Genomic DNA, 18,843 nt, shown 5'->3' with positions numbered 1-18,843 from the left:
ATGTCCCGCGGGTTCTGCCCCATCACTCACCGTCGTGAGTCGGGTCACCACCAAGATGATCTTGGACGTAAGGAGCTCCAGGTCTCGACCTTCGTCCGATTCGTAGCACAAGGGCAAGCGGCTACCGTCCGCAACATGTGCGCACCAGCCAGCCGGTCCCGGGTCTCCGTCCTCGTCGTCGACAGCGATCCACTGGTGCGCGCCCACCTGACCACGATCCTGGGCGCGGACGACCGGCTGGGCGTGATCACCGAGGTCGCCGACGGCACGCCGCTGGCCGACGCGGTCGCCGCGCACCGGCCGGACGTGGTGCTGCTGGACGCCCTGCTCCCCGGCCTGGACCGGATCACCGAGGGTGAATCGGCCCCGAAGGCGGTCATCCTGGCCACCGAGCTGGCCGAGCAGGACGTGGTGGAGGCGCTGCGGGTGGGCGTGAGCGGGTTCCTGCTCAAGGACGCCGCGGCGGCCGAGCTCGTGCCAGCGGTGCTCGCGGCGGCCACCGGCGAGGTCGTGCTGTGCCAGCCGGTGGTGCGCAGCCTGGTCACCATGGTGCTGGACGCGGTGGACGCCCGCCGGGACCGGTCCGTCGACCTGGCCCGCGGCCTGTGCGGGCGGGAGCTGGAGGTCGCCCGGCTCGTCGGCGAGGGCATGTCCAATCCGGAGATCGGCCGGGAGCTGTCCATCAGCGTGGCCATGGTCAAGGTGCACGTGTCCCGGCTGCTGGTGAAGTTGGGGCTGCAGAACAGGGTTCAGATCGCCGTGTTCGCCGACAGCGCCGGCCTGGCCGTACGCTCGGACTGCGGCTGAGTCAACCGAATCGGCCGGGTCACTAGTTGTGCTTATAGCTTCCGTTGACACGAAACGGAAACCGCCTCGACACTCGCGTTGCCACCATCTCCCGCCCCGCTCGCGCCGTCTCACTGGGCTTCCCATGCCCGTCACGTGGGCGGCAGACGAGAGGGAGTGGCGATGGAGATCATCGGCAAGGGGTTCCTGTCCAACCACCTGAGTGCCGCCTTCGGCGACCGGTACCGGGACACCACCGTGATCGCCGCCGGGGTGACCCGGACCAACAGCGCCTCGATCGCCGACTTCGACCGTGAGGCCGAACTCGTGCACAACACGGCGCGGATCTGCCGCAAGGCCGGGCGCACCCTGGTGTTCTTCTCCACCGCGTCCGACTCGATGTACGGTTCCGAGGGCTGCTCGGGCAGCGAGAGCGGGCCGGTGTACCCGATCTCCGCCTACGGCCGGCACAAGCTCTCGCTGGAGGCCACGCTGGCCAACTCCGGCGCGCGCTGGCTGGCGCTGCGGCTGAGCCACATCGTGGGCCGGGGACAGCAGCCGCACCAGCTGATCCCGTCGCTGATCACCCAGATCCGCGGCGGCTCGGTCAACCTGCACCGCAACGCCTATCGCGACCTGCTCGACGTGCGGCACATGATCGAGGCGCTGGACGGCGTGCTCCAGGCGGGCGTGCGCAACGAGGTGATCAACGTCGCGTCCGGCGTGCTGGAACCGATCGAGCGGATCGTGGACGGCATCGAGGACCGGCTCGGGGTGCGGGCCAGCCGGAACATGGTGGACGTGAAGGTGACGACCAACCCCACCTCGACCGCGAAGCTGCGGGCCATGGTGCCGGCCTGGAACGAGATCGACTTCGGCTCCGACTACCTGTCGCGGCTGCTCGACCACTACGTCGGCCCCGTGGTCAGCACCACCTATGCCATGGGCTGAGCGGCCGCTGCCTTTGTAGAAGTTCACCTAGACCAACGAGTCGCGACCGGCGGTCGAGTGGGACGTCGGTCCAATACTTTCGACATGAGTGCTATGCCAGCGGACGTGGTGGAGATCGCGGTCATCGGGTTGTCCTGCCGGCTGCCCGGGGCGTCCGGTCCCGAACGATTCTGGGAACTGCTGGCCGGCGGGCACAGCGCCATCGGCGACTCGCCGGCCGGCCGCTTCCCCACCGCCGAGCGCGGCGGTTTCCTCGACGGGGTGGACCAGTTCGACCCGGCCCTGTTCGGCATCTCCCCACGGGAAGCCGCCGTCATGGACCCCCAGCAGCGGCTGGCACTCGAACTGAGCTGGGAAGTCCTTGAGGACGCGGGGATCCCCGCGTCGCGGCTGCGGGACGCCACCGCCGGCATGTTCGTCGGCGCGACCTCGGGCGACTACGCCACCCTGACCTACGGTCGCGGTGAGTCGGCGATCACCCATCACACGCTCACCGGCCTGAACCGAGCGGTCATCGCCAACCGGGTCTCGCACGTGCTGGGCCTGCGCGGCCCCAGCATGACCGTGGACACGGCGCAGTCCTCGTCGCTGGTGGCGGTGCACCTGGCCGCCGAGAGCCTGCGCCGCGGCGAGACCGACGTGGCGCTGGCCGGTGGCGTCAACCTGAACCTGTCCCCGGTCAGCACGCTCACGCTGGACCGGTTCGGCGGCCTGTCCCCCGACGGCGAGTGCTTCACCTTCGACGAGCGCGCCAACGGTTTCGTCCGCGGCGAGGGCGGCGGCCTGGTGCTGCTCAAGCGCCTGGCCGACGCCCGGGCCGACGGCGACCGCGTCTACTGCGTCCTGACCGCCAGCGCGGTCAACAACGACGGCGGCGACACCGGCCTCACCGTGCCCAACGGGCTCGCGCAGCGGGACCTGATCCGCGACACCTGGCAGGCCGCCGAGCTCGGCCCCGAGGACGTCCAGTACGTCGAGCTGCACGGCACCGGCACCCCGGTCGGCGACCCCATCGAGGGCGTCGCGCTGGCCGAGGCCGCCGGCACGCCGATGGTGGTCGGCTCGGTCAAGACCAACATCGGTCACCTGGAGGCCGCGGCCGGCATCGCCGGCCTGCTCAAGACGATCCTGGCCATCCACCACCGGCAGCTGCCGGCGACGCTGAACCACGTCACCCCGAACCCGAAGATCCCCGCCACGATCACGGTGAACCGGGAGACCGGCCCCTGGCCGCGTCCCGACCGGCCGCTGACCGCCGGCGTGTCCTCCTTCGGTGTCGCCGGCACCAACTGCCACGTCGTCGTCAGCGAGCCGCCGGTCACCGACGAGCAGCACGAGGAGCGGGTCGTCCCGACCGCCACGGCCGTGCCGGTGGTGCTGTCCGGGCACACCCGGCCGGCGTTGCAGGCGCAGGCCCAGCGGCTGCGCGAGGCGATCACCGCCGACACCGACCTCGCCGACCTGGCGTATTCGCTGGCCACGACCCGTACCCACCTCGGCCACCGGGCCGTGGTCACCGCCGAGGACGTCGACGGCCTGACCGCCGGTCTGGACGCCATCGGCGCCGGGGCGCAGGTGGCCGGTGTGGTCCAGGGTGTCGCGGGTGACCCCGGCCGCACCGTGTTCGTCTTCCCCGGCCAGGGTTCCCAGTGGCCGGGCATGGCCGCCGACCTGATGGAGCGGTCCCCCGTCTTCGCCCGTCGCATCGAGGAGTGCGAGCGGGCGCTGGCCCCGTACGTGGACTGGTCGCTGACCGAGGTCCTGCGCGGCGCGCTGCCGCTCGACACCGACGACGTGGCGCAGTGCTCGCTGTTCGCCGTCATGGTGTCGCTGGCCGCGCTCTGGCAGTCGCTGGGCATCGAGCCGGACGCCGTGGTCGGCCACTCCCAGGGTGAGATCGCCGCCGCGTGCGTGGCCGGCGCCCTGTCCCTGGACGACGCCGCCCGCGTGGTCGCCCTGCGCAGCCAGGCGCTGACCGAGCTGGCCGGCACCGGCGGCATGGCGGCCGTCGCGCTGTCGGTGGCGGACATCCAGCCGCGGCTGTCGGGCGACCTGGTCGTCGCCGCGATCAACGGCCCCACCTCGGTCACGCTGTCGGGCACCCGGTCCCCGCTGGCCGAGCTGGTGGAACAGTTGCAGGCCGAGGGTGTTCGCGCCCGGATGGTCCCGGTCAACTACGCTTCGCACTGCGCCCACGTCGAGGTCCTGCGGGACCGCCTGCTCGCCCAGTTCGCCGGCATCACCCCGCGGTCCAGCCGGATCGCGTTCTGCTCGACCGTGACCGGCGAGCTGATCGACACCAGCACGCTGGACGCCGACTACTGGTACCGCAACCTGCGTGAGCCAGTGCGGTTCGCTGCCGCCCTGGAGGCGCTGGGCCAGTCCGGCCACGGCACGTTCGTGGAGTGCAGCCCGCATCGGATCGCCACCATGGACGTGAGCGGAGTCCTTCCGCCGCAAGCGATCGCGGTCGGCACCCTGCGTCGCAACGAGCCCGGTTGGGCCTGCGTGCTGACCACGCTGGCCCGCCTGCACACCCACGGCGTCGCCGTCGACTGGGACGCGCTGTTCCCAGCTTCCCGCCACCGGATCCCGCTGCCGACCTACGCGTACCAGCGTGAGCGCTACTGGTTCAGCACGCCGGCGGCCGAGCGCCCCGCGCCCGCAGCGACTCCTCAGCAGTCCACAGTGGACCTTGTTCGCGGTGGCATCGCCGCCGTGCTCGGGCATGGCGACGTGCGCACCGTCGAGACCGCCCGCACCTTCAAGGACCTCGGCTTCGACTCGGTCACCGGTGTCGAGCTGCAGGGGGTGCTCCAGGCCGAGCTCGGCCTGCCGCTGCCGGCCTCGCTGATCTACGACTACCCGTCCCCGGACGCGCTGGTCGCCCACATCGAGCAGACCATGGCCGGCCAGACGCCGGTCGACGACGACTTCGTCACGGTCAGCGCCCCCGGCGAGGCCATCGCGATCGTCGGCATGGCCTGCCGCTTCCCCGGCGACGTGCGCTCGCCGGAGCAGCTGTGGCAACTGGTCAGCGACGGCACGGACGCCATCTCCGGCTTCCCCACCGACCGCGGCTGGGATCTGGCCCGGCTGCGGCAGGGCGGCTCGGACACCGCGGAGGGCGGCTTCCTCCACGACGCGGCCGAGTTCGACGCCGGCTTCTTCGGCATCTCGCCGCGTGAGGCGCTGGCGATGGACCCGCAGCAGCGACTGCTGATGGAGACGTCGTGGGAGGCGCTGGAGCGCGCCGGGCTCGACCCGCAGTCGTTGCGGGGCAGCCGAAGCGGCGTGTTCGTCGGCGCGATGTCGCAGTCCTACGGCCCGCACCTGCACGACGGCGGCGAGGGCGTGGACGGGCATCTGCTCACCGGCACCTCGACCAGCATCGCGTCCGGCCGGATCGCCTACACCCTGGGCCTGGAGGGCCCCGCGATCACCGTGGACACCGCGTGTTCCGCGTCGCTGGTCGCGCTTCACCTTGCCGCCCAGTCACTTCGTGCCGGGGAGTGCTCGCTGGCGTTGGCCAGCGGCGTGTCGCTGATGTCCTCCCCCGGCATCTTCGTGGAGTTCAGCCGGCAGGGCGGGCTGTCGCTCGACGGGCGCTGCCGCGCGTTCTCCGACGACGCCAACGGCACCGGCTGGTCCGAGGGCGTCGGTGTGCTGGTGTTGGAGCGGCTGTCCGACGCCCAGCGCAACGGGCACCAGATCCTGGCCGTGGTCCGGGGTTCCGCGGTCAACCAGGACGGTGCGTCCAACGGCCTGACCGCGCCCAATGGTCCGTCGCAGCAAAGGGTTATCCGCCAGGCGCTGGCGTCCGCCGGGTTGACGGCGTCCGATGTGGACGCCGTCGAGGCGCACGGCACCGGCACCCGGCTGGGCGACCCGATCGAGGCCCAGGCGCTGCTCGCGACCTACGGCCAGGACCGGGAAACCCCACTGTGGCTGGGTTCGCTGAAGTCCAACATCGGTCACACCCAGGCAGCCGCCGGTGTCGCCGGCGTCATCAAGATGGTCATGGCCATGCGGCACGGCGTGTTGCCGCAGACCCTGCACATCGCCGACCCGTCGTCCCGTGTGGACTGGACCGCCGGCAAGATCGAGCTGCTGACCGAGTCCCACGACTGGCCGGAGATCGACCGCCCGCGCCGGGTCGGCGTCTCGTCGTTCGGCATGAGCGGGACCAACGCGCACGTGATCCTGGAGCAGGGGCCCGAACTGCCTGCCCGCAGCGAGAAGCACGAAGAGAACACCCCCATCCCGTGGGTGTTGTCATCGCGGACCGCGCAGGGCCTGGCCGACCAGGCCGCACGGCTGGCCGACTCGCTCGGTGACAGCCTCGACACCAACGACATCGCCTTCTCGCTGCTGAACACGCGGTCGGTGTTCGAGCACCGCGCGGTGGTCATCGGGGCGGACAGCGAGCAGCTGCTGGCCGGCGTTCGAGACGTCGCCGCGGGTTCCGGTTCCGTGACCGGCACGGTCGGCGCCACCGGCAAGATCGCGTTCGTGTTCCCCGGCCAGGGCTCGCAGTGGGCCGGCATGGCCGTCGAGCTGCTCGACTCCTCCCCCGTGTTCGCCGCCCGGATCGCCGAGTGCGAGGCGGCGCTGTCGCCGTTCGTGGACTGGTCGCTGATCGAGGTCCTCCGGGGCGACGCCAGCCTGCTGGAGCGGGTGGACATCGTCCAGCCGGCCTCCTGGGCCGTGATGGTCTCCCTCTCCGCGCTCTGGCGCTCGTACGGCGTCGTCCCGGCGGCCGTGGTGGGCCACTCGCAGGGTGAGATCGCGGCCGCCGCGGTGGCCGGCGCGTTGTCGCTGGCGGACGCGGCTCGGGTGGTCGCCTTGCGCAGCCAGGCGATTCGGGACGATCTGGCCGGCCGGGGCGGCATGGTCTCGGTCGGCCTGCCGGCCGATGAGATCGAGCTGGGCGAGCGGGTGTGGGTGGCGGCGGTCAACAGCGCGACCAGCACCGTGGTCGCCGGTGACCCCGACGCCCTTGACGAGTTGGTGGCCCGCTACGAGGCCGCCGGCGTGCGGGTCCGCCGAGTGCCGGTGGACTACGCCTCGCACACCGTGCACGTGGAGCGAATCCAGGCCCGGCTCCGGGTCGATCTGGCGCCGATCACCCCGCAGGCGTCCCAGATCCCGTTCTTCTCCACGGTGACGGCCGACTGGGCCGACACCACACAGCTGGACGCCGGCTACTGGTACACCAACCTGCGTCAGACGGTTCGCTTCGACGAGGCGGTGAACGCCTTGGTGGAGCAGGGCTTCGGCGTCTTCGTCGAGTCCAGCGCCCACCCGGTGCTGGCGCCGGTGATCGACCACGACGACGTGGTCACCGTCGGCTCGCTGCGCCGCAACGAAGGCACCCTCGCCCGCTTCCTGACCTCGGCCGGCGAGCTGTGGACGCGGGGCGTCGACGTCACCTGGCCGGTGGCCGGCCGCGTGGTGGACCTGCCGACCTATGCCTTCCAGCACAGCCGTTTCTGGCTCGACTCCGGCACGCCGGCCGTGGTGGAGTCCACCGACGACCGGTTCTGGCAGGCGGTGGAACGGGACGAGCTGGCCGATGTCGCCGGCGAGCTCGACGTCGATGCCGGCGCCCTGACCGCCGCGCTGACGACCTGGCGCGAGCGCTGGAACCAGAAGTCCATTGTGGACACCTGGCGGTACTCCGTCGACTGGAAGCCGTTGTCCCTGCCATCCGGACGCCTGGACGGCACCTGGCTGGTCGTCGTGCCGGCCGACGCGTCCGGCGAGATCTCCACCGCGTTCGACACCGCGTCGGTTGTCCGGGTGGTGGTGGACAGCGCCGATCGCGCCGCGCTGGCCGAGCGGCTGCGCGCGCTGGGCACCCACTTCTCCGGCGTGTTCTCGCTGCTGGCCCACGACCGGCGGCCCGACCGCGAGCACCCCACGCTGTGCTTCGGCGTGACGGCGACACTGGCGCTGGCCCAGGCCCTCGGCGACGCCGGGATCGAGGCCCCGCTGTGGGTCGCGACCAGCGGCGCCGTGACGACCGGAAAGTCCGACCCGATCACCGACCCGGCGCAGGCTCTGCTGTGGGGTCTGGGCCGGGTGATCGCGCTGGAGCACCCCACCCGCTGGGGCGGTCTGGTCGACCTGCCCGAGCAGCTGGACAAGCGTGCCGCCGACCGGCTGTGCTCGGTGCTCGCGTCCACCTCCGGCGAGGACCAGGTGGCCATCCGTGCCACCGGAATCCACGGCCGACGGCTGGTCCCCTCCCCCGCCGGCACGCTGGCCCCGGCCCGCACGTGGCGGCCGCGGGGCACCACGCTGATCACCGGTGGCACGGGCGCGCTGGGGGTGCGGATCGCCCGCTGGCTGGCCGGCAATGGCGCCGAGCACCTCGTGCTGCTGAGCAGGAAGGGCGGCACCGCTGAGGGAATGACCGAGCTGGCGGCCGAACTCGACGCGCTCGGCACCAGGGTCACGTTCGCGGCCTGCGACATCACCGACCGGGACTCCCTGTCCGGTGTGCTGGCCGACCTCGCCGACCACGGTGACGAGGTGCGGTCGGTGGTGCACGCGGCGGGCCTGGCCCCGCTCGGCACCGTCGAGGAGCTCACCGCCGCCACCGTCGCGGAGGTCGCGGCGACGAAGGTCGCCGGCACGCTGCTGCTCGACGAGCTGCTCGCCGGCTACGAGCTCGACGCGTTCGTGCTGTTCTCGTCGATCTCGGGCACCTGGGGCGTGGCCGACCACGCCGCCTACGCGATGTCCAACGCGTTCCTCGACGCGTTCGCCTGGCACGGCCGGCAGCGGGGTGTGCCGCTGACGTCGGTGGCCTGGGGTCCGTGGGCCGGCGGCGGCATGATCGCCGAGGAGCTCCAGGACGTGCTGCGTCGCCGCGGCATCCCGGTGATCGACCCCGAGCCCGCGATCGCCGGCCTCCAGCAGGCGCTCGACCACGACGACACCGTGATCGCGGTCGCCGACGTGGACTGGGACCGGTTCGTGCCGACCTTCACCTCCTCCCGCCCCTCGCCACTGCTGGCCGAGCTCGTGTCGGCGCCGGCCGAGGAGCAGCAGGCGGAGGCGGGCGACGAGCCGGCGCTGCGGCGCCGGATCACCGGCCTGTCCCCGGCCGAGATCGACCGCACGCTGGTCGAGTTCGTCCGCGAGCTCACCGCCAAGGTGCTCGGTCACGCCGACCCGGCCGCGATCGCGGTCGACCGGGCGTTCAAGGAACTCGGCTTCGACTCGCTGACCTCGGTCGACCTGCGCAACGCGATGACCGCGACCAGCGGGCTGCGGCTGCCGGCGACCCTGGTCTTCGACAACCCGACGCCCACCGCGCTGGCCGGATACCTGCGCACCCAACTGCTGGGCGCGCAGGTGGAGGGGCCGTCGGACGCGGTGGTCGGCACCGACGACGAGGACCCGATCGCCCTCGTGTCGATGAGCTGCCGGCTGCCCGGCGGCGTGCGCACCCCGGAGGACCTCTGGTCGCTGGTGGTCGCCGAGGCCGACGTCATCTCCGGGTTCCCCACCAACCGCGGCTGGAACCTGGCGGCCATCTACGACGCCGACCCCGACCGGCAGGGCACGACGTACGTGCGGGCCGGCGGATTCCTCTATGACAGCCCGGACTTCGACGCCGAGTTCTTCGGCATCTCCCCGCGCGAGGCCCTCGCGATGGATCCACAGCAGCGGCTACTGCTGGAGACCTCGTGGGAGGCGTTCGAGCGGGCCGGCATCGACCCGAAGTCGTTGCGCGGCAGCCGGACCGGCGTCTTCATCGGTCTGAACGAGCAGCACTACGGCGCCCCCAACCGGGCCGCGAACGCCGTCGACGACGGCTACCTGCTCACCGGTGACGCCTCCAGCGTGGGCTCGGGCCGGATCTCCTACGCGCTCGGCCTGGAGGGGCCGTCGATCTCGCTGGACACCGCGTGCTCGTCCTCGCTGGTCTCGCTCCACCTTGCCGCGCAGGCGATCCGGGGCGGCGAGTGCGAACTGGCCATCGCCGGTGGCGCCATGGTGATGGCGACGCCGTCGCAGTTCTTCGGGGTGAGCCGCCAGCGCGGCCTGGCCGCCGACGGCCGCTGCAAGGCGTTCTCCGCGGACGCCGACGGCACCGGCCTGGCCGAGGGCGCCGGCGTCATCGTGGTCGAGCGGCTGTCCCGGGCTCGGGAACTGGGCCACCCGGTGCTGGCGGTGCTGCGGGGTTCCGCGGTGAACTCCGACGGCGCGTCCAACGGCCTGACCGCGCCGAGCGGCAACGCCCAGCAGCGGGTGATCCGGCAGGCGCTGTCCGCCGCCGGCCTCGCACCGTCCGATGTGGACGCCGTCGAGGCGCACGGCACCGGCACCAAGCTGGGTGACCCGATCGAGGCTCAGGCCCTGATCGCGACCTACGGCCAGAACCGGACGGAGCCGCTGTGGATCGGCTCGGTGAAGACCAACATCGGGCACACCCAGACCGCGGCCGGCGTCGCCGGTGTCATCAAGATGGTGATGGCGCTGCGGCACGGGGTGCTGCCCAGGAGCCTGTACGCCGAGCAGCCCAGCCCGCACGTGGAGTGGGCGGGCAGCGGGGTCCAGGTGCTCAACGAGACGATCCCGTGGCCGGCGACCGATCGCCCGCACCGGGCGGCGGTCTCCGCGTTCGGCATCAGCGGCACCAACGCGCACGTGATCATCGAGCAGGCCCCGGTCGTCGACGAGCCCGAGCCCCAGCCGGTGCCGGGTATCTCCCCGCTTGTGCTGTCGGCCCGGTCGGAGCAGGCGCTGCGGGCGCAGGCGGAGAACCTGGCGTCCCGTGTGGACGGTCTGGACCTGGCCGATGTCGGCTGGTCGCTGGCGACCACGCGGTCGGCGTTCGAGCACCGCGCGGTGGTGTTCGGCGAGGAATCGCTGCGGGCCTTGGCTTCCGGCGAGGCCGCGGCCGGTGTGGTCGAGGGTGTCACCGCCGCTTCCGGCCGGACCGTGTTCGTGTTCCCGGGCCAGGGTGCGCAGTGGGCCGGCATGGCCGTGGAACTGCTGGACTCCTCGCCGGTGTTCGCCGCCCGGATCGCCGAGTGCGAGGAGGCGCTGGCGCCGCACGTGGACTGGTCGCTGACCGAGGTCCTGCACGGCGATCCCGCCCTGCTGGAGCGGGTCGACGTCCTGCAGCCCCTGCTGTGGGCCGTGATGGTGTCGATGGCCGAGTTGTGGCGTTCGGTCGGTGTGGTTCCCGACGCGGTGGTCGGCACCTCGCAGGGTGAGGTCGCGGCCGCGTGCGTGGCGGGTGCGCTGTCCCTTGAGGACTCGGCGCGGTTGAGCGTGGTGCGCGCCATGGTGACCAACGACGCCATGGACGTGCTGGGCGGCCTGGCCACGATCGCGCTGCCGGCCGACGAGATCCAGCTGGGCGAGGGCGTGTGGGTCGCGGTGGTCAACAGCGCCACCAGCACCGTGGTCGGCGGCTACTCCGACGCCATCGACGAGTTCGTCGCCCGGTACGAGGCGGCCGGGGTTCGGGTGCGCCGGATGCCGGCGGCCTACGCCTCGCACACTCCGCTGATGGAGCCGATCCACGACCGGCTCGTCGCCGAGCTGGCGTCAATCACGCCGCTGGTGCCGCAGGTGCCGTTCTTCTCGACCGCGACGGCGGACTGGATCGACACCGCCGCGCTGGACGGCGAGTACTGGTACACCAACCTGCGCCAGCCGGTCCGCTTCCACGACGCGGTGACCGCGTTGGCGGAACAGGGCTTCGGGGTGTTCGTCGAGCCCAGCACGCACCCGGTGCTGATCTCGCTGATCGACCGGGAGGGTGTGATCACGTCCGGCTCGGTGCGCCGCAACGAGGGCAGCCTCCAGCGGTTCCTCACCTCGGCCGCCGAGCTGTGGGTGCGGGGCGTGCCGGTCCGGTGGGACCAGGTGTTCGAGGGTCGGGACGCCCGACTGGTGGACCTGCCCACCTATCCGTTCCAGCGCGAGCGTTTCTGGCTGGCGGACTCGGTGAAGGCCGCCGCGGCGGCACCGGCCAGGTCCGGCGACGTGGACGCGTCGTTCTGGGCGGCGGTGGAGCACAACGACCTCGACACGCTGGCCGACACCCTCGGGGTCGACAGCGCCGAACTGGACGGCGTGCTGCCGGCACTGTCGTCCTGGTACCGGAACCAGCGAGTTGAGTCCACTGTGGAGGACTGGCTGTACCGGATCGACTGGCGCCCGCTGTCCGGCGGCCAGAGCCGGCCGTACGGCGACTGGATCGCGGTCGTGCCGGAGGTGGAGATCGAGGCGGTCACGACCCTGCTCGACCGGCTTCGCGCCCAGGGCCTCCAGATCATGACGTCCACGCTGTCCGCCGTGGACTTCCTGATGGCCGAGGGTGTGCTTTCCCTGCTGGGCCTGGACACCCGTCCGCACCCGGACCACCCGGAGCTGTCGGTCGGCGTGGTCGACACCATGCGGCTGGTCACGTCGCTGACCGAGGCGGGCACCAAGACGCCGCTGTGGTGCGTGACGAGCGGGGCGGTGTCGATCGACCCGAGCGACCTGGTCACCGACCCGGTGCAGGCCTCGCTCTGGGGCGCGGCCGCGGTGCTGTCGCTGGACGAGCCCGACCGCTGGGGCGGCATCATCGACGTGCCGGCGGTCGTGGACGACCGGGCGGCCGCCGAGCTGTGCGCCGCGCTGGCTGACGGCAGCGAGGACCAGGTGGCGATCAGGGCCGGCGGCCGGTTCGGGCGCAGGATGGTCCGTGCGGCCGAAACCACTGTCCCGCAACGGAAGTGGCAGCCGCGGGGCACCGTGCTGGTCACCGGTGGCACCGGTGCGATCGGCGGTCACGTGGCCCGCTGGCTGGCCGCGAACGGCGCCGAGCACCTGGTGCTCACCAGCCGGAGCGGCAGTGCCGCGCCGGGTGCGGCCGAGCTGGAGGCCGAGCTGGTCGGGTTGGGCGCCCGGGTGACGATCGCGGCCTGCGACGTCAGCGACCGGGCGGCGCTGGTGGAACTGCTCGACTCGCTCGACGAGCCGGTGACGGCCGTGATGCACACCGCCGGCCTGGTGCAGGAGCAGACCCCGCTGGCGGAGGTGTCCGTCGCGGAGTTCGCCGAGATCGGCCGGGCCAAGCGGGTCGGCGCCACCAACCTGGACGAGCTGCTCGGCGACCTGGACGCGTTCGTGCTGTTCTCGTCCGGGGCCTCGACCTGGGGCAGTTCCGGGGTGGCGGCGTACGCCAGCGCCAACGGCTTCCTCGACGGTCTGGCCCACCGGCGCCGGGCTCGCGGGGCGACCGCGACCTCGGTGGCGTGGGGCGCGTGGGGCGGCGGCGGCATGGTGCACGAGGACGCCGCGGAGCACTACCGCAAGCGTGGTGTGACGCTGATGGCGCCCGAGCTGGCGGTCGCCGGCCTCCAGCGGGCACTCGACGCCGACGCGACGCAGCTGGTCGTCGCCAAGATCGAGTGGGAGACCTTCGGCCCGACCATGAGCCTGGCCGGCCCGCGCCCGCTGCTGAGCGACATTCCGGAGGCCACGCCGGCGCCGGTGGAGGTCACGTCGGACAACACCGGCGGCGAGCGGGAGTTGGTGCGGCGGTTGACGTCGCTGCCGGCCGACGAGCGGCTGCGGGTGCTGACCGGCGAGGTGCGGGACCTGACCGCGCTGGTGATCGGCCAGCGGGCGGAGTCGCTGCGGGTGGAGAAGCCGTTCAAGGAACTGGGTTTCGACTCGCTGACCAGTGTGGAGCTGCGCAACCGGCTCAACGCGCTGACCGGCTGCTCGCTGCCGGCCACCGTGGTCTTCGACCACCCGACGCCGCAGAGCCTGGCCGCGCACGTGCTGGAACTGCTGCTGCCGCCGGTGGCCGCGACCGATCCGCTCGACGAGCTGGACCGCCTGGAGGAAATGCTGATCAACACCGCCTCCGACGCCGAGCTGCGCAACCGGATCCAGACCAGGCTGCGCGATCTGATGGCCAAGTGGGGCCCGGAGGAGAGCGAGGACGAGGAGTTCGGGCTGGACATGGACAGCGCCAGCGACGACGAGATCTTCGACCTGATCGACCGGGAACTGGGCGTGAACTGATCACGGCCAGACGTGAAGGGCCAGTGGCGGGTGTCGGTCCGACCGACACCCGCGCACTGCCTGTCCAGTGCTGGTGAAGCCGAGTGCCGGTGACAGGTCCGGCTAGGGAGCGAAGTGAAACACATAGTCGACGCCGTCCTCTCCGAGGACACCTCACCCCAGGAGTTCAACTCCCTGCCGGTACCGGACAACTATCGCGGCGCGGTCGTGCTCGCCGCCGAGTCCGAGATGTTCGCCGGCATGGCCACCCGGGACAAGGACCCCGCCAAAGCCCTGCACATCCGCGAGGTCCCCACCCCCGACATCGGCCCCGACGAAGTGCTCGTGGCCGTCATGGCCAGCAGCATCAACTACAACACCGTCTGGACCTCGATCTTCGAGCCGCTGCCGACCTTCGGCTTCCTGCAGCGCTACGCCGCGACCGTGCCCGGCGCGGAGAAGCACGACCAGCCCTTCCACGTGGTCGGCTCCGACCTGTCCGGCGTCGTGCTGCGCACCGGCGGCGCGGTCCGCTCGGTCAAGCCCGGCGACCGCGTCGTCGCGCACTGCCTCAACGTCGAGCTCACTCATCCCGACGGGCACGACGACTCCATGCTCGACCCCGAGCAGCGGATCTGGGGCTTCGAGACCAACTACGGCGGCCTGGGCGAACTGGCTCTGGTCAAGGCCAACCAGCTCATGCCCAAGCCGGCCCACCTGACGTGGGAGGAGGCCGCCGCCTCCGGGCTGGTCCACTCCACCGCCTACCGGCAGCTGGTCTCGGCCAACGGCGCCCACATGAAGCAGGGCGACGTCGTGCTGATCTGGGGCGCGGCCGGCGGCCTCGGCTCGTACGCCACCCAGCTCGTGCTCAACGGCGGCGGCATCCCGGTGTGCGTGGTGTCCAGCCCGCGCAAGGCCGAGCTGGTCCGGTCCATGGGCGCGGAGCTGGTGATCGACCGGTCGGCCGAGGGACTGCGGTTCTGGTCCGACGAGCACACCCAGAACCAGCGGGAGTGGAAGCGGTTCGGCGGCCTGGTCCGCGAGCTGACCGGCGGCGAGGACCCCGACATCGTGTTCGAGCACCCCGGCCGGGAAACCTTCGGCGCCAGCGTGTACGTGGCCCGGCGCGGCGGCACCATCGTGACCTGCGCGTCGACCTCGGGCTACGAACACGTCTACGACAACCGGCACCTGTGGATGCGGCTCAAGCGCATCGTCGGCACCCACTTCGCCAACTACCGCGAGGCCTGGGAGGCCAACCGCCTGATCGCCAAGGGCATGGTGCACCCGACACTGTCCACTGTGTACGGACTGGACGACATCGGCGAGGCCGTCAGCGAGGTGCACGCCAACCGGCACGACGGCAAGGTCGGCGTGCTCTGCCTGGCGCCGCAGGCCGATCTGGGCGTCACCGACCCCGAGACCCGTGAACGCCACCTGCCCCAGCTGACCAGGTTCCGCATCTGACCGGGAAGGACATCTGCTGTGACTGAACAGAACATGACTGTCGGCGTCGTCGGACTCGGCTCACTCGGGCTGGCCTGCGCCGAACTGCTTGCCGGGGCCGGGATCCCGGTCATCGCCGTGGACTGCGACCCCGCCGCCGTGGCGCGGGCCCAGGCCCGGGAGATCCCGGTCGCCACCGAGATCTCCGCCCTGTCGGGGGCCGGTCTGGTCATCGAGGCCGTGACCGAGGATCCCGAGGTCAAGAGCTCGGTGCTGCGTACGGTGGCCGCGGCCTGCGCCCCCGACACGGTCCTGGTCTCCACCACCGCGTCGCTGTCCTTACCCGTGCTGGCCACCGCCTCGGGCCACCCGACCAAGCTGGTCGGGCTGCGCCTGCTCGTCCCGCCGGTGGCCGGCACCGGCTTCGAGGTCGTCGCGACCACCATGTCCGACCCCGACGCCGTCGACGTGCTGCGGGAGCTGCTGGGCCGACTTCCGTTGCAGGAGAAGACCTTCGGTCCGGCTCGGCAGCTGGCCTGGGACCTGCTGCTGGGCTACCTGAACCGGTCGGCCGCGCTGTACGAGGCCGGGTACGCCACCCGTGAGGACATCGACACCGCCATGCGGCTGGGCTGCGGCCTGCCCGCCGGGCCGCTGGAGCTGCTGGACCGGATCGGCGTGGACGTGGTCGTGGCCGGGCTGGCGGACCTGCACCGGCGCAGCGGCCGCGCCGCGCACGCACCCGCCCCGCTGCTGATCGCGATGGTCGCCCGCCAGGAACTGGGCCGCAAGGCCGGCAAGGGCATCTACGACTACCAGCCCTCCGGCGCCGTCGTGCCGCCGGTCGCGGCGAACCTGGCCGACGAGGCCACGCCGCGACCGGTCGAGCGGGTCGGCATCGTCGGCTCCGGCACCATGGCCCGGGGCATCGCCCAGGTCACCGCGCTGGGCGGGTTGGACACCATCCTGTTGGCCCGCAACCAGAACAAGGCCGAGGCCGCCGTCGAGGCCATCGACGCCGCCCTGGTCCGGGCCGTGCGACGCGGCCAGGTCAGCCCCGACGAGCGCCGCGCCGCGCTGGCCCGACTCCACCCGTCCTCCACGTTCGCCGATCTTGGCGACCGGGACCTGGTGATGGAGGCCGTCGCTGAGGACGACGACGTCAAGGCCGAGATCTTCGGCCGCCTCGACCGGGTCTGCCGGCCCGGCGCGATCCTGACCACCACCACCTCCAGCCTGTCGGTCGGCGACTGCGCCGAGGCCACCGGCCGCCGCGATGACGTGCTCGGCATGCACTTCTTCAACCCCGCGCCGGCCATGGGCCTCGTCGAGGTCTGCCGCACCAAGTTCACCGCCGAGGACGTCGTCGCCACCGCCCACGCGCTGGCCCGCTCCCTCGGCAAGACCCCCGTCGACTGCTCCGACCGCGCCGGCTTCATCGTCAACTACCTGCTGTTCCCGTACCTCAACGACGCGGTGCTGCAGGTCGAGGCCGGTGCGGCGAGCATCGAGGACATCGACACGGCGGTGGAAAGCGGCCTCGGCTACCCGTTGGGGCCGTTCGCGTTGATGGACGCCATCGGCCTGGACGTCGGCGAAGCCATCCAGCGGAGGCTGCACGAGGTCAACGAGGACCCCGACGTGAAGCCGACCGTGATGCTGACCGAGCTGACCCGGCTGGGGCGATTGGGCCGTAAGGTCGGGGCCGGCTTCTACCACCACCCGCCACGCCGATGACGGCGTGACGGGTGAGGGGTTATGGGACAGGGCGGTAGAGCGAACGGCGTGGTTGGTCATTATGGCCGCCACGCCGTTCGCTTTTGCGTTGGGGGGCGGGTTTGCGGGGGGTGGCTGTGGGTGTGGTTTTGCGGCCCGCTTCGGGGGGCGTTGTGTGACCGGCTCCGGGGGTCGCGTTTTATGGCTGACTCCGGGTGGATTTTGCGCGGTGCCTCTGGGCGATGGCAGATCAAGGCATCTTCGGGCAGGCTTCGCCTGCCTTGATCGCTGACAAGCTTATGCCATCGCCCCCCTCCGCGCAAAATCCACCCTCCGACACGGAATTGGAGGCGATTCGCGTGGGGGATTACTCGGCAGGGGGCTGCGATTATGCATGAAACGCCAGATTAACCCGTTAGTGATTCGATTTGGATCTTTGGGCAGAGTATTCTGACTGCATGGAAGAAATCGCCCGAGAGTTGGAGTCCACGGAACCGTCAGGGGCCATGCTGGACTTGCTCCTGGGCGCTGATCCCTCCAGCCTCACGCCCGATCAACAAATCACGGCGTTCATCATGGCCCGTAAGATCAAAGCCGTTGCCGATCATGTGCAGTTGTGCATTCTGCATGGTTTCGAGGACACGACGGAGATGGCTATGGCCCTTCGTGAGTCGGAGCAGTCGGTGGTGCGGCAGAAGGACCGCAGTGAGGTGCTGGATCGGTTGCCTCGACTGTGCGAGCAGCTACGGCGCGGGGAGATCGACCTGCGCCGGCTGGAGACCGTGGACGAGAGGGTGGTCCACCTGACCGACCCGGCCAAGGTCACCCAGGTCGAGGACGAGTTGGTCGACGCAGCCCCGGGTCTGACCCGCACCCAACTCGCCCGCCGCGCCACCAAACTGGTCGCCGAAGCCGACCCTCTCGGCTACGACCAACGCCGCCAGAAGGCCCGGGAGGAGCGGCGCGTCGAGTTCTCCCCGCTGCCGGACGGCATGGCCGAACTCCGGCTCCGGCTGGCCGCCATCGATGCCCGCCAGTGCTACGACACCCTCACCGCCGACGCCCGGGCCCTGATCAAAGACGGCCGCACCACCGACCAGAAGCGGGCGGATGCCTTCCTCGACCGGTTCCTGGGCTACGGCATCGACCGGAAGGTTCAGGTGCACGTCACCCTCTCCATGGAAACCCTCATGGGCCTCACCGAAGACCCCGGCCTCCTGGATGGCTACGGCCCGATCGCCGCCGACTCCGCCCGGGAACTCGCGATGCTCGGCCCCTGGCGGGGCATCCTCACCGACGAGCACGAGCGCGCCACCGCCATGACCACCCACAAATACCGCCCCGACACCCGCTGCCGGGAACTCATCAAGGTCCGCGACGGTGGAACGTGTTCGGCTCCGGGCTGCACCACCCCGATCCAGGAGATCGACCACACCATCCCCTGGCCCCGAGGCAAGACCGACCCCGCCCAACTCAAGGGCTACTGCGCCCATCACCACCACAAGAAACACGCCAACTACACCGCCACCCTCGACGAGGACGGCACCCTCCACTGGAACATCCCACAAGGCCGCCACTACACCACCCAACCCCACCAGTACTGACCACACCACGCCGCCGCACTCGTTCTTTGACAACTCCACAGCGAAACACGCCCCAAAAAAGCCCCCTCCGACAAAACGGGGACACAACCCGGGAAAGCGACCGGCTCACGTGTCCATCAACGTCAAGGAACGGAGGACGGATTCTGCGTTGGGGGCATAAGCTTGTCGGCGATCAAGGCAGGCGAAGCCTGCCGAACATTGCCTTGATCTGCCATCGCCCAGCGGTCTCCACGCGAAATCCACCCGGAGCTAGCTGCAAATCCCCCGGAACCAGCCACAACGCAACACCCCAAGCCGCACCACGGAC

The 18,843-nt window shown here is 71.2% G+C and carries 6 protein-coding genes; all 6 read left to right on the top strand.

All coding sequences use genetic code 11. The features are described from left to right. Positions 1-135: 135 nt before the first annotated feature. The 6 genes from JJ691_RS50760 to JJ691_RS50735 all read left to right on the top strand — a co-directional run bounded on the left by JJ691_RS50760 (position 136) and on the right by JJ691_RS50735 (position 18,536). The gene (locus JJ691_RS50760) at positions 136-807 is read left to right on the top strand and encodes a response regulator (RefSeq protein ID WP_211766491.1); all 672 of its coding nucleotides are present in this window, start codon (positions 136-138) and stop codon (positions 805-807) included. A 162-nt stretch (positions 808-969) separates the two neighbouring features. Further along, positions 970-1,737: an NAD-dependent epimerase/dehydratase family protein gene (locus tag JJ691_RS50755; RefSeq protein ID WP_211766490.1), complete on the top strand. Its 768-nt coding sequence runs from the start codon at positions 970-972 to the stop codon at positions 1,735-1,737. 93 nt (positions 1,738-1,830) lie between these two features. Beyond that, the gene (locus JJ691_RS50750) at positions 1,831-13,788 is read left to right on the top strand and encodes a type I polyketide synthase (RefSeq protein ID WP_442912814.1); all 11,958 of its coding nucleotides are present in this window, start codon (positions 1,831-1,833) and stop codon (positions 13,786-13,788) included. A 114-nt stretch (positions 13,789-13,902) separates the two neighbouring features. After that, positions 13,903-15,237 (top strand): crotonyl-CoA carboxylase/reductase, encoded by a 1,335-nt coding sequence (gene ccrA / locus JJ691_RS50745; RefSeq protein ID WP_211766488.1) that lies wholly within the window; start codon positions 13,903-13,905, stop codon positions 15,235-15,237. Between the two features lie 18 nt (positions 15,238-15,255). Then, entirely contained in the window at positions 15,256-16,953 is a 1,698-nt protein-coding gene (locus JJ691_RS50740) for a 3-hydroxyacyl-CoA dehydrogenase family protein (protein ID WP_211766487.1), read from the top strand. 635 nt (positions 16,954-17,588) lie between these two features. Continuing rightward, a complete protein-coding gene (locus tag JJ691_RS50735) occupies positions 17,589-18,536 on the top strand; it encodes a DUF222 domain-containing protein (RefSeq protein WP_211766486.1) in 948 nt (315 codons plus the stop codon). The last annotated feature ends 307 nt before the right edge of the window (positions 18,537-18,843 follow it).

This window comes from Kutzneria sp. CA-103260 (assembly GCF_018263855.1).
Taxonomy (GTDB): Bacteria; Actinomycetota; Actinomycetes; order Mycobacteriales; family Pseudonocardiaceae; genus Kutzneria.
Note: the sequence above shows the minus strand (reverse complement) of the source record. Positions and strands in the feature narration are given on the sequence as shown.